Below are 12,847 nucleotides of genomic sequence, written 5' to 3' on the forward strand. Positions count from 1 at the left end.
GATATCGTGCCGGCTGCAACGCGAAATCGTTCTATTGCCTCCTATAAAGCTCACGACTTTGTTCCATGCATCTCTAGAAAACGTTCATTACCGGCTGGGAGCCCGGATGTTATATTGATGAAGCGAGAAACAATCGACACAGTCATTGGAGGGGTTATCCATGATAAAGAAACAGACGATGGCGTTATTGACGGTCATTGCGGTATGTACGGCGGCATCGGGGTGCTCAACAGGCACAGCGCCGGCGGAAGGAACGACAAGCCCGGCAGGCAGTACCGGGGCGAATTCGAACAAGCCGGGGGAAAAAATCGTGCTGACGATGTGGGGCGGCGTACCTGCAGAATCGGGTCCTCAAGCGGTCGTTGACGCGTGGAATGCCAAGAACCCGGATATTCAGGTTAAATACGAGCGCTTCGTCAACGACGACGCGGGCAATATGAAGCTCGACACGGCATTGGCTACGGACCAGGGCGTTGACTTGTTCGTCAATTATTCCCAGACGCAGCTTCAACGGCGTATCGACGCCGGCTTTACATTAGATCTCGGAACCTTCACGGATTATAACATCGATGAGAAGATCAATGGAGCAGGAGAGTGGAAAATCAATTCCAAGTATTACGCTATGCCTACAAGTAAAAGCCAGTTTTTCGTCTGGTTCAACAAAGAAATGCTCGATCAGGCGGGGCTAAAAATACCGGAGTCTTGGACATGGCAAGAGATGAAGACCTATGCGGAGAAGCTGAAAAGCGATAAACGGTATGGATTGGTCCAGCATTTGGAGCCTTTCCCCGATCCGTTGGACTCGATCTCGGTCAAGTACGGTTATACGAAGCCGGACGGCAGCTCCAACATGGATCACGCCCTGTACGGCCAGTGGCTCGAAACGTTGAAATCGATGATGCAGGATGGCAGGACGACCGTTCCTTATGCCGAGCAGGTAACTTCGAAAATGCCTGTCGATACGGTATTTCTAAAAGGAGAAGCGGCGATGCTGAACGCCGGTACGTGGATATTCCGCAGCTCGAACAATATGAAGGATAATCCGAGATCGTTCAAAATCGCCTTTGCTCCCGTACCCCGGTTAGCCGAGAAGGCGGAGGATTTCGTTACGCGGGGCGGTACCGGCGACGCCATATCTATTAATGCCAAGTCCAAGAATAGGGAGGCGGCCTGGAAATTCCTGAAATGGTATGCGGACGGAGGCATGCTCCCGATGGTACCGGGCGGAAGGTTCCCTGCTTCCAAAGCGGTGAATGCAGATGAAACGATAAAATTGCTGCTGGGCGACAATGCCGCGACATACGACCAGGAATCTCTCAAAAAAGTCCTGTTCCAGAATATACCGACTTATACGCGTTCGCTGCCGAAGCAGGTGCTCGATCTGCGCCAGGAAGAATATGAGAGCTTCTTCACCGGCAAGAAGGATCTGAAAGCGACTCTCGACGCGATAGCCAAACGTCATAATGATTACTTGAAGCAGAACAAAAAATAATTCCGGCCGCAGGGGAGTACGGAAGCTAATGCTTGGCGGAAGGACGGGAAGCTGGCTTCAGTTCCAGTTGTCTTTGATCGCCGGTGCGGCTCCCGCTTCCCCTGCGAACCGAATGATGGGAGCGATACGTTATGCGCAGAAGGCAGCAGTGGATCGGCTATGCTTTCATCATGCCGAATTTGATCGGCGTGCTCCTGTTCTTCATCATCCCTGCCTTGTTTTCAGCGGTGCTGATGTTCACGGATTGGAAGTTCACGAGTCCAACGTTTCATTTCGTAGGATGGGATAACATCCTACGGTTGTTCCATGACGAGCTGTTTTATATTTCGTTGAAAAATACGGCGTTGTTTCTTGCCAGCGTCCCTGTATCGGTAGCATTGGCATTCGTCGTAGCGGTCATTTTGAACCGGTCGGTATATTTGAAGACGCTGCTGCGTGCCCTGTACTTCATGCCCTATATTACGAGCGGCGTTGCTGTCGCCTTCGTATGGATGCTGCTGTTTCAGCCCAAGCAGGGCCCGATTAACGGCATGCTGGCCAGTCTGGACATAGCTCAGCCAGGCTGGCTGACTTCACCCGATTCAGTAATGGCCGCGATCGATATCATATGGATCTGGTTCATGCTGGGCTATAATATGATCATTTATTTGGCCGCGCTGCAAGAAATTTCCCCGGAGCTGCTCGAGGCCGCCAAGATGGACGGCGCTTCCGTCAGACAGACTGTGTTCCGCATTATGCTGCCGCTAGTGAGCCCCACTACGTTCATGCTGATCGTAACCGGACTCATTATGACGATCAAGACGTTCGGAATCATCGAGGCATTGACGCAGGGAGGGCCCGGCAACAGCTCGCTCATCATGTCCTTATATGTGTACAAGACCGCATTCCGGTATTACGAGATGGGCTATGCTTCTACGGTGTCCTGGGCGTTATTCGCAGTCATTCTGGTCATTACGGCCATTCAATGGATCGGACAAAAGAAATGGGTACATTACTAATTGCACACTATGGAAGTGGAAAAACAGGGAGGTGATGCATCATGTTGAGCAAAACCGGTTTTGCCGCCCCGGAACGACAGCCTACAGCCGCAGCCTTGAAGAAGGAGACGAGATCACGGCTGCAAAAAGGCGCGGTCACGTTAATCATGCTCTTCTTCGCGGTAGCTATGGTGCTGCCGTTCGTATGGATGATCTCCACCTCGTTCAAAACGCCGGGTGAAGTATTCGAATATCCAATTCAATGGATTCCTGCGCATCCGGTATGGGAGCATCATGTGAAAATATGGACCGGAGCGAGCAGCTTCGTGCCGTATTATCTTAATTCTCTCAAAGTCTCACTGCTAAGCATGGCGGGCGCAACGTTCTTGTCCGCTCTGGCGGCCTACGGCTTTACGAAAGTCGAATTCAAGGGAAGAGATACGCTATTCCTAATCTACATCGCTATGATGATGGTCCCGCCGCAAGTATTGTTCGTTCCCAAGTTCATTATATTCAAATGGATGGGCATCTTTAACACGCATTGGGCACTTATTCTTCCAGGTATGATTACGATCTTCGGCGTATTTATGATGAGACAATTTTTCATCACCATTCCGAAGGAGATTTCCGAATCCGCTTTTATCGATGGAGCCGGTCACCTGCGCATTTTCACACAAATTATGCTGCCGCTTGCGAAGCCGGCATTGGCTACGCTTGCCATCATTGATTTCTCGTGGCATTGGAATGACTTTGAGAATGCGCTTGTTTTTCTAATCAACCGGGAGTTGTATACCGTTCCTCTCGGGTTGCAAAATTTCATTCTGGAATTCAACGTCGATTACAACGGAATGATGGCTGCTGCATCCGCCGGAATTTTGCCGATGCTGATCGTTTTCTTGATCGGCCAACGCTTTATCATTCAAGGATTATCCAGTACCGCAGTCAAAGGATAAATACGAACTCATGAGCACAGCCTTCGGTAATGAAGGCTTGTTTTTTTACGTGGACGTCCGACCTGGTTGTGTATTAAGCTGAAAGAGTAAGCGAAGTCGGATCCATGCACAGTGGAGAGGGGAAGATTGTACGCAATGCGGAAATCCGCTATCATCCAGAAGCTAAAGCCGTCCCAGTGGCTGCCCAAAACACTGAAAAACCGATTGTTTATGGCGTTTGTTCTGCTCATTTTGCTTCCTCATGCTTGCTTGAATTTGTACAATTTCAACCGGGTAGAAGGAGTGCTGCGCAAGCAGACGGCCGACCAGAATCTCGATCAAATGCTCACGATGAACAAGTCGTTGGAGGACTTTCTGAATGTCGTATACAAAACGGTCATCTTGATGGAGCAGGATACCTCGACAGCGGCCGTGCTGCAAAATCCCGACGCATTCGACAGCCTGCAGCGGGTGCGTCTCATTGACACGAAGTTCAAGTCGATTATGAACAGCCTGTTCATCAGCCTGTCGCCGGTCTATTACACGATTGCCGACTTCTCAGGAAATGTATACGCTTCCTACCAGCCTCTCGAGAGCTTGTCCTATTCACGAATGACTCAGGAAGACTGGTATGCCAAAGCTCTTGAGCGGCCTAACGTATTCTCTTGGAGCTGGGAGACGAACTACACGAGCCGCGATGTCTCGCGCAGCCCACAGCTATTGACCTACGCAACGGCGCTCAAAAACCAGAACAATACCACCTACGCCGCTATCCGGGTCAGTGTCGATGTGAACGAATGGTTTCGTCTCGCCACCCAATTTTCCGAGGAAACCTACTTGCTGCTGGATCAGCAGGGGATCATTCTCGCCGATAACAAAACAGGCCGAACCGAGGGGACGGAGAAGCTTGCCGATTTGCCGGTGCTTGGGGATAAAGGCTACTATGTGTCGGGGAATTACTTGAATATTTATTCCAAGCTGCCGCGGTTGGATAAACATCTCGTCAAGCAAGTCCCGCTAGACATTATTTATGCGGAAATCGATCGATTGAAGAGATCGTTTTTCATCGTGTCGGTATCCTTGACGTTAGCTTTTATTACTATCACGCTGCTTATTTCTTCGACGATAACGAAACCGCTGCACCATTTGCAGCGGAGGATGGCCGATGCCGTCAACAAACGGTTTCGCGTTCAGCTGCCCGAGGGCAACCGGCAGGGAGAGGTGCTTCAGCTGACCCGTGCTTTTAATCAAATGATGGCGGATATGGGAGAACTGGTACAGCGTCTTAAGGAGGAGGAGCGGAAGAAGGAAGCGGTCCGGTTTCAAGTGCTCCTCTCGCAAACGAATCCGCATTTTCTTCTAAATACGCTGAACACGATCAAATGGCTGGCCCTTGTCGAGAAGCAGCCGGATATCGCGGAAATTTGCGTAAGTTTGGGCAAGCTGCTCGAGGCTGGTCTGAATTCCGAGCTGGAGTTGATCCACGTACGCGATGAGCTGCACCTTGTGGAGTCTTATGTGCAGATCCAGAGCTTCCGGTATAAGCAATTGTTCGCGGTTCGTTATGAAGCGGAGCCAGGGCTGGAATATGCGTTGATTCCCAAGCTGAGCTTGCAGCCTTTGGTCGAAAACAGCATCCAGCACGGTTTGATGGAGCTTGCAGGTAACGGTCTTATCACTGTTAGGGCCTATACGCGGAACGGCAAGCTGAACCTGGAGGTGGAGGATAATGGAGCGGGAATGAAGGACACAAGTCAACCGGGAAGGACAAGACCGGGGATTGGGATCAGCAACTTGAGAGAACGTCTCGAGCTGTTGTTCAAGGGCCGCTCCGGGATGGAGATCGTGTCACTGGAGCAAGGGACGCTCGTACGGTTCGAGCTGCCTCTGCTGCTGTCGAAGCCTTACCATGAACAGTCGGGTCTGAATGCAGAGCTGCACCATCTTGGAGATTCACCGTGAGCCTGCGAGAAAATGTTCTATTCTTCCGGCACCGACTGCGGAGATTCTGTATTTTGTTCTATTGTTAGCAGGAAAATGGATATGTTCGAGCTGTATATTTTCATGCTACGATGTAAGAAATCGGGGGGAATGCCTGAAATCGGTGTGCGGGAATATTGGTATCAAGACGTTGTTTAGGAGGCGGGAAATGTGTGGACCGTGTTGCTGGTGGAGGATGAGGTGTTCGTTCGTGAATCGGTCCGGCGGATCGTCGATTGGCACAGTCTTGGGTTCGATGTAATTGGGGAAGCGGGGAACGGCGAGGAGGCGCTGCACTGGATTGAACAGCATCGTCCCGATCTTGTGATTTGCGATATTCTGATGCCGAAGATGAACGGCGTAGAAGTATTGAAGCGTGTCAGGGAGGCAGAGATCGGGAGCCGTTTTATTATGCTGTCCTGCCTTAGCGATTTTGAGTATGTACGGCAAGCCATGGAGTATGGCGCCTCCAATTATATCCTCAAGCTGTCGATGAATGTGCAATCTCTTGTAGAGGCTTTGATAAAAGTAGACGCCGACTTGCGGAAACGTCACAAGCCTGGAGATGAGGCGGTGGCCCGGCAGCCTGCAGGTACACTGGAGAAGATGGAAGCGTCGGCGCTGCTGCCGGAAGAAACCGGGCATAAGGAAGTCGACAAGCTGATCCGATATATGAAAGATCATTATCATCAAATGATTTCCCTGAAGACGTTAGCCGAACAAGTATCGATGGATTCGAAGTACATTAGCACTTTGTTCAAGAAAAAGACGGGAACGAATATCATTCAGTATTTGCATCAGCTTCGAATTGAGGAAGCCAGGCAGCGTCTGGAGCAAACGAACCTTTCCGTCTCGGAGATCGGGATGAAGGTCGGATACGAGAACGATAACTATTTTATAAAAATATTCAAACGGTTTACCGGTTTGACTCCTAACACGTATCGGGGTCAGTATCAAAAGTGAGAGGGTTAGCCGCATAGTATGAGGGCTAAGCAGGGAAATCAAAGAAAATCGAAATTTGCTTGAATACTCCGGTGGGGTATGCCTCTCCAGCCGCTGTTGAAACCTGTGAATCTGATTAGAATTAGCGGTATTTTCACAGATTTCAAAGGCGGACGTAAACTCCTCCAAGGTATACCCCACCTACCTATTACAAAGATTTCGAAAAAATAGGTTCCTCAACAGCTTGAGAGTGCTGCATACTATGCGGCTATTGGGGGGGGGAGGTAATAGGGGAGAGGCATTATAATTAACTATATTAATTATTAGTTATATTAAATTGATTGGCGACCTAGTTAGGGTCGTTTTTTTGTGATGAATTTACGAAATATTGTATATTTTTGGATAGGAGGAATTATTTGGTGATTGTCGAACATAACTAGAATCATTTCAGTGTATGGACATCCGGTTAAGATTAGAAAGGGAGGGGTATGTTTATGAAGCTGATCATCATCTTCGGCCCGCAAGCCGTCGGAAAAATGACCGTTGGACAAGAGCTTGAGAAAATAACGGATTTGAAGCTGTTTCATAATCATATGACGATCGAATTGGTTTCTCCTTTTTTCAGCTATGGCTCTGCAGAAGGCAAGCGGTTGGTGCGAATGTTCCGGCAGGAAATATTCGAAGCGGTAGCCAAGAGTGATCTGGCCGGTCTGATTTTTACTTACGTGTGGGCATTGAATTCGCCACATGACTGGGCGTATATCGAGGAGATCAGCCAACTATTCGAATCCAGAGGAGGAGAGGTTTGTTTCGTAGAGCTGGAAGCGGATGTAGCAGAACGAATCGAGCGGAATAAAAGCCCGCACCGGCTGCTGCATAAGCCTACAAAAAGAGATACCAATTGGTCCGAGCAGGAGCTCATAGCCTCGATGAACAAGCATCGATTAAATTCTAATGCAGGAGAAATCACCAAGGAACATTATATAAGGATTAATAATTCGAAGCTTAGCCCTGAAGAAGTCGCACAAAGGATAAAGGATCGATTTCAACTGGCTGACAGAATAGAAGGATGAGACAGGATAGGTTGAGTAAAATTAAGCTTTACCTGTTAATGCTGCTTGTCGGTAAGGTATAATATTTTCAACTATACCCGGAGGTGTTCGAATATGAGACGATTCAGTGCTGCTGCATTACAAACAATGACTAGGAATAAGAAGGAACGATCTGATCGGTAGAGGACAAACGAGCTTAGGAATGATGATTCATATTATCGGACTGTCGTGACGTGTCCTTATCTGCCGTACAAGAGTGAGAGAGGCGGACACGACATTGAAGGATTTTCACGCATCACAGGTTTATATGCTGATGAGCTTTATGACGTCGTTAGCAAATGCTACGATGTTTACGACTTACGCCATTTATCAAGTAATAGAGCTAGGACTAAATCCGCTCCAGCTGCTGCTGGTAGGGATGGTATTGGAAGTAACGGTACTGCTGTTTGAAGGAATTACCGGAGTGGTTGCCGACACGTACGGCCGCAGACGGTCTGTCATCACAGGGATGTTTGTGCTCGGCTTCGGTTTTGTATTGGAAGGAAGCGCCTTATGGTTAGGTCAAGCTAGTCCCATGATCTCGGCATTTATGTGGCTTCTGCTGTCTCAAGTATTCTTTGGCGTAGGCGCTACGTTCATAAGCGGAGCGGATTCCGCATGGATGGTAGACGAAGTCGGAGAGGACAGTGCGGGTCGCATCTTCATGAGGGCCAGACGTGCCGGTCTGTTCGGCAGTCTAATCGGTATTGTGCTGAGTGTGGGTATTTCGGCATTTTGGGGTGCTAACTTGCCTTATATAATCGGAGGCATACTGTATTTGGCCCTAGGCCTGTTCTTGCTCGTCTATATGAAGGAGACAGCCTTCGTAAAGCCTGATCGTAAAGAGGGAGGCGGACTTTCGTCCCATTGGAAGGAAATGAAGGCTACCTGGTTGTCCGGAGCACAAGTGATCCGCAGCCATCCTGCGCTGATTATGTTTCTTATCGTTACACTATTCAGTGGAGCCGCATCCGAAGGGTATGACCGGTTATGGCAAGCGCATCTCATTCATGAAATAGGTTTTCCCGCCAGCTACTCATTCCCAACCGCTGTATGGTTAGGTATAATTGCGGTTCTATCAACTCTGCTCAGTTTGTTGGTCATGTGGATTGTGGAACGGCGAATCGATATGAGCAACCAGAAGCTTGTTTTTCGTACGATGTTCCTGTTGACGGCTGCTCGGATCGTAGCTATTGTAGCTTTGGCATTTTCGCCCGGCTTTGAGTGGGCGCTGATGTCCGTTTTATTCTTCGAGCTCATTCGCACGATGATGGGTCCGATGTACGAAACATGGCTCAATCTGAATATTGAGAGCAAGTCCCGGGCGACAGTGCTGTCGATGATGAGCCAAACGGATGCGCTTGGGCAGACGGGGGGTGGCCCGTTCATCGGGTGGATTGGAACCCGGTTTACCGTACGAGCGTCGCTAGTTGCTTCAGCGCTGCTTTTTGCTCCCATCTTGTTAGTGTACCGCCGCATGAAGGACGGTCGATAAAAATTACTGCCGCTGGTCCCGTAAGGGCCGGCGGTTTTTCGTTGCTGCCGCCACAAACAACGGCTTCATTAATGGTCATTTCCATGGTAAAATAAGTACGCCAAATCCATATTTTGCGCACTTTCTTTTTAAAGCGATTGTTTTGCATAGCAATTACCCATCATCAGAGATGATTTACGAGAAAGAGGTACCTCATGCCGCGTAATTTTGACCTGGAGCAAGTGTATGCCGAACCCATCCAAGCTTTTGTCGTGTGGATGAAGCAAGCCGGCTATACGGATGCAACCAAAAAGGAATATTTAAGAGAAGTGATGGCTTACCTGGAATCTTTGAATGAACTGCCCGTCCAAGAGGCCGGCAAAATGAATATTGTTGCCTTTCTCGTATCGAAGCAAGAGGGAGCAGGAGATAAAACCCGGAACCGGACTTTGTCCGCGATCCGTTCTTTTTATACCGCGCTTATCGACTTTGAGCTGGCCGTGCGGAATCCCGCCAAAGAAATTAAGAAATCCAAGACCGAAAAAAATAAACAACCGGTGTATTTGGAAGAGGATGATTTGAAAAAGACGGTCGATTATATCGACGGGCGTTACCGCGAACGGAATATAGCGATATTTCTATTAATGTCTTACTGCGGATTACGGGTCGGAGAAATTTATCGCATGAATGTGTCCCATTTTAACAAAACGAAGGGAACGATAGAGGTTTTCGGCAAAGGCCGTAAATGGAATGAAATCCCGCTTCCTCCGACATTGATTCAATATTTGACGGCTGTCGAAAAAGATAGAATGACTCCGAGTCGGACCAAGGAGGAGGCTTTCTTCGTATCCCAAAAGGGGAGAAGGCTGTCTATCCGCCAAATTCAAAAAATAGCGTCGCAAACGTTCGCGCGGCTGAAGGCGGATAACCCTCATCTGAACGATTTGAAGCTGACGTGCCATAAGCTGAGACACTCGTTCGCAACGATGCTGCTTAACAATCAGGTGGATATTCGAGTTGTAAAAGAGCTGCTCGGCCACGCATCCATTGAAACGACGATGATCTACACTCACGTAAACAATGAACAGAAAAAGAATGCGATGACAACGATCCAGCTTCCGGATCTTGTATCTTCATAGAGTCATTGTGATCTGGTTATGGTTCTCGTCACCGATAAGTTATAATAATATACATATCCATATAGAGAGATGATCTGATAGGAGGAAGAGGAACAATGCTGTTTATCGATAATAAGGGGATCACGGATCCGGCTGTCAATCTTGCGCTGGAGGAGTATGTGCTACGCAACGTGCTGCTGGATGAGAGCTGCTTGCTGTTTTATATTAATAAGCCATCCATTATCATTGGCAAAAATCAGAATACAATAGAAGAGATTAATGTTGATTACGTGAAGGAGCACGATATTCAAATTGTACGCCGTTTGTCGGGCGGAGGTGCCGTTTATCATGATTTTGGCAATTTGAATTACAGCATTCTGACCAAGGACGACGGACAATCGTTCCATAACTTCGGGAAGTTTACGAAGCCGGTCATTGATGCCCTTCGCAAAATCGGGGTAGAGGCTGAGCTTACAGGACGCAATGATATTCAAGTCGGCGAACGCAAAATATCGGGCAACGCCCAGTTTTTCTCCAAAGGGCGCATGTACACGCACGGTACGCTGCTGTTCCATTCCGAGCTTGGACAAGTCGCATCGGCGCTGAATGTAAGACCGATGAAGATCCAATCGAAATCAACGAAGTCGGTACGTTCGCGTGTCGCTAACATTTCAGAGTTTTTGGCCGAGCCTATGACGATCGAACAGTTCCGCAACGTCATTCTTGCCGAGGTGTTCCAATGCGATCCCGAGGAGGTTCCCGTATACCCGATGACGGATGAAGAGTGGGCTCATGTCCATCGTCTGGCCGATGAGCGCTATCGCAGCTGGGAATGGAACTACGGGCAGTCCCCCAAAAGCAATATCGAAAATGCATTCAAGTTCCCATCGGGCATCATCGACGTTCGTTTGCAGGTTGAAGAGGGAGCTATTCGTCAAATTCGTTTGTTCGGCGACTATTTCGGCGCTTATGACGTTTCCGAGCTCGAAGAGAGGCTCCTTGGAGTGCGTTATGAGGAGGAAGCTTTGCGGCATGCGCTCTCCCAGGTGGACTTGAGCCGATATTTCGGTGCGATTACCGCGGAAGAGCTGCTGGCATTGTTATTGCTTCGTGAAATTCCGGCAAGGGACTAATGCAGCAATCTATAAGAAACCATGGTGTTTGCTATATGCTAAAGTTGTTGTAACGGGTAACTGCTTGCTGCAATTTATTAAAAAAGGAGCATAACGATGCAAAAAATCACTCCGTTTTTATGGTTCGACGGCAATGCTGAAGAAGCGATGAACTTCTATACGTCCATTTTCAAAAACTCCTCAATCGTAAGTATCCATCGGGCGGGAGGTGACGGCGCAGTAATTACCGGAACGTTTCAACTGAACGGCCAGCAATTTATGGCGCTGAACGGAGGACCTCATTTCACGTTCTCACCGGCTATTTCCTTCTTCGTAGACTGTGAGACGCAGGAAGAAGTGGACGATCTTTGGGAAAAGCTATCCGCCGGCGGAGAACAGGAGAGGTGCGGCTGGGTCAAGGACAAATTCGGAGTTTCCTGGCAGGTTATCCCTTCCATCTTGGGGGAGCTGCTGTATGGACCGGATCCTGTCAAATCGGGGAGAGCAATGCAGGCGATGCTTCAGATGGGTAAGCTCGATATTGAGAAACTAAAGCAAGCTTATCATGGTTAATGGTATTGATGATTAACGTCATTAAATAAGTGTAAAAGCCTGAGAAATCAGGCTTTTTTGATTTTTGATGCAAAGGGATGCTATGGGTTCGTGAGTAAACAAACTGCAGGAGTCCAGTTGGATTGATGAGATGTTGGAGGGGAGCGACCGACCGCTTTGCGGTGTCGAAACGTGCGATTGTGAATCGTAAGAGTTGGAAATGTTATAGTAGAGAAATAAAGTTTACATAATATATGTTATGTATATTTGTAATTTGATAATAAATACTTACCGGATTGTAGTAAGCGATAGGAATGCGTTATAAAGTTGGAGATTGGTTGTACTAAACTCTTTTAAAAGTAAAACAGGACTGGGGGATATAAATAGTAATCTGTTTCCAATAGTCAGGGAATTATGAAGATTCTGCTGGGAGTTTGTGCCGGATGGCGACCTAAGTATTAACATGATTTTGAAAGTGAGAACAAATTTGTTTACATAATAAATAATATGTCTACTTGTGACTTTTCGACTAATGTGGCCCAAGTGTTAGGTGGGGAAACCAATATTTTTTAAATCTAGCGGGTAAGTACGATCATTAGCTGACTCATACGGACAGGAGATCCGTTATTTCGTTCATTTTAGGTTTTTCTTGCGTCTTATCGGACACACGATCCGTTATTGGGCATTTTTACCATTAAAATGCCTACAATTCAGTTAAATAACGGAACTACGGTCCGATCATGACCGCAATATGCGCATTTTTTTGGAAATAGCGGAACCATGGTCCGATCCGATTATCCTGATGACCTCACTGACATGTAAGTAACTGCTGTAGGATATTCGCGCATTGTTTTACAGCAAGCTGGTGATGTTACTCGAAATGCTTAATATTTCTCATACTTGAGCAATTGTAATCGAAAAAGTCAATCAATCACTTAAGATGGACAGTTTAGTTTACATAACAAATAATATGTTAACTGATTTACGCGGAATCAAAATGATATCTTAACAGGTCCTACAGCAGTCTCATTTTCGAGGGGTTTCTCCATCATCTTCCCGCAGGCTAAAAAATGTAAGACAAGCTTAGAAATGTGAGGTTGGGTTTGCCTCCAACTAATAAGCTTGCGCTCGCGGGCACCAGGCTGGTATCGTAATAGGCAAGGAAGGCGGTGCTAAC

Annotated in this window: 10 protein-coding genes; all 10 read left to right on the forward strand. The window is 47.8% G+C overall.

Annotation, left to right across the window (positions count from 1 at the left end; all coding sequences use genetic code 11):
* Positions 1–160: 160 nt before the first annotated feature.
* The 10 genes from ACFQ88_RS04965 (at position 161) to ACFQ88_RS05010 (ending at position 11,691) form a co-directional block, all read left to right on the forward strand.
* Positions 161–1,492, forward strand: coding sequence for an ABC transporter substrate-binding protein (locus ACFQ88_RS04965; protein WP_379452549.1), 1,332 nt, complete (start codon positions 161–163; stop codon positions 1,490–1,492).
* Between the two features lie 131 nt (positions 1,493–1,623).
* A complete protein-coding gene (locus ACFQ88_RS04970; protein WP_379452551.1) occupies positions 1,624–2,490 on the forward strand; it encodes a carbohydrate ABC transporter permease in 867 nt (288 codons plus the stop codon).
* Between the two features lie 41 nt (positions 2,491–2,531).
* On the forward strand, positions 2,532–3,422 hold the full coding sequence (locus ACFQ88_RS04975; protein WP_379452553.1) for a carbohydrate ABC transporter permease: 891 nt from the start codon (positions 2,532–2,534) through the stop codon (positions 3,420–3,422).
* 135 nt (positions 3,423–3,557) lie between these two features.
* Positions 3,558–5,363: a sensor histidine kinase gene (locus ACFQ88_RS04980; RefSeq protein WP_379452555.1), complete on the forward strand. Its 1,806-nt coding sequence runs from the start codon at positions 3,558–3,560 to the stop codon at positions 5,361–5,363.
* A gap of 189 nt (positions 5,364–5,552) precedes the next feature.
* Positions 5,553–6,344 (forward strand): response regulator, encoded by a 792-nt coding sequence (locus ACFQ88_RS04985; protein ID WP_379452557.1) that lies wholly within the window; start codon positions 5,553–5,555, stop codon positions 6,342–6,344.
* A gap of 473 nt (positions 6,345–6,817) precedes the next feature.
* Positions 6,818–7,396, forward strand: coding sequence for an AAA family ATPase (locus ACFQ88_RS04990; protein WP_239624089.1), 579 nt, complete (start codon positions 6,818–6,820; stop codon positions 7,394–7,396).
* 256 nt (positions 7,397–7,652) lie between these two features.
* Complete coding sequence (locus tag ACFQ88_RS04995) at positions 7,653–8,909, forward strand: MFS transporter (RefSeq protein ID WP_379452560.1); 1,257 nt, start codon at positions 7,653–7,655, stop codon at positions 8,907–8,909.
* Between the two features lie 194 nt (positions 8,910–9,103).
* Positions 9,104–10,027: a tyrosine-type recombinase/integrase gene (locus tag ACFQ88_RS05000; protein ID WP_379452562.1), complete on the forward strand. Its 924-nt coding sequence runs from the start codon at positions 9,104–9,106 to the stop codon at positions 10,025–10,027.
* 95 nt (positions 10,028–10,122) lie between these two features.
* Positions 10,123–11,139, forward strand: coding sequence for a lipoate--protein ligase (gene lplA, locus ACFQ88_RS05005; RefSeq protein WP_379452564.1), 1,017 nt, complete (start codon positions 10,123–10,125; stop codon positions 11,137–11,139).
* Positions 11,140–11,235: 96 nt separating this feature from the next.
* Positions 11,236–11,691 (forward strand): VOC family protein, encoded by a 456-nt coding sequence (locus ACFQ88_RS05010; RefSeq protein WP_379452566.1) that lies wholly within the window; start codon positions 11,236–11,238, stop codon positions 11,689–11,691.
* Positions 11,692–12,847 lie beyond the last annotated feature (1,156 nt).

Origin of the sequence: Paenibacillus sp. NPDC056579 (assembly GCF_042793215.1) — a bacterium.
In the GTDB taxonomy this organism is placed as follows: domain Bacteria; phylum Bacillota; class Bacilli; order Paenibacillales; family NBRC-103111; genus Paenibacillus_S.

Coding starts and splice junctions, on each gene's coding strand:
- ACFQ88_RS04965 (WP_379452549.1), top strand. CDS start 161: ATGATAAAGAAACAGACGATGGCGTTATTGACGGTCATTGCGGTATGT.
- ACFQ88_RS04970 (WP_379452551.1), top strand. CDS start 1,624: ATGCGCAGAAGGCAGCAGTGGATCGGCTATGCTTTCATCATGCCGAAT.
- ACFQ88_RS04975 (WP_379452553.1), top strand. CDS start 2,532: ATGTTGAGCAAAACCGGTTTTGCCGCCCCGGAACGACAGCCTACAGCC.
- ACFQ88_RS04980 (WP_379452555.1), top strand. CDS start 3,558: ATGCGGAAATCCGCTATCATCCAGAAGCTAAAGCCGTCCCAGTGGCTG.
- ACFQ88_RS04990 (WP_239624089.1), top strand. CDS start 6,818: ATGAAGCTGATCATCATCTTCGGCCCGCAAGCCGTCGGAAAAATGACC.
- ACFQ88_RS05000 (WP_379452562.1), top strand. CDS start 9,104: ATGCCGCGTAATTTTGACCTGGAGCAAGTGTATGCCGAACCCATCCAA.
- lplA (WP_379452564.1), top strand. CDS start 10,123: ATGCTGTTTATCGATAATAAGGGGATCACGGATCCGGCTGTCAATCTT.
- ACFQ88_RS05010 (WP_379452566.1), top strand. CDS start 11,236: ATGCAAAAAATCACTCCGTTTTTATGGTTCGACGGCAATGCTGAAGAA.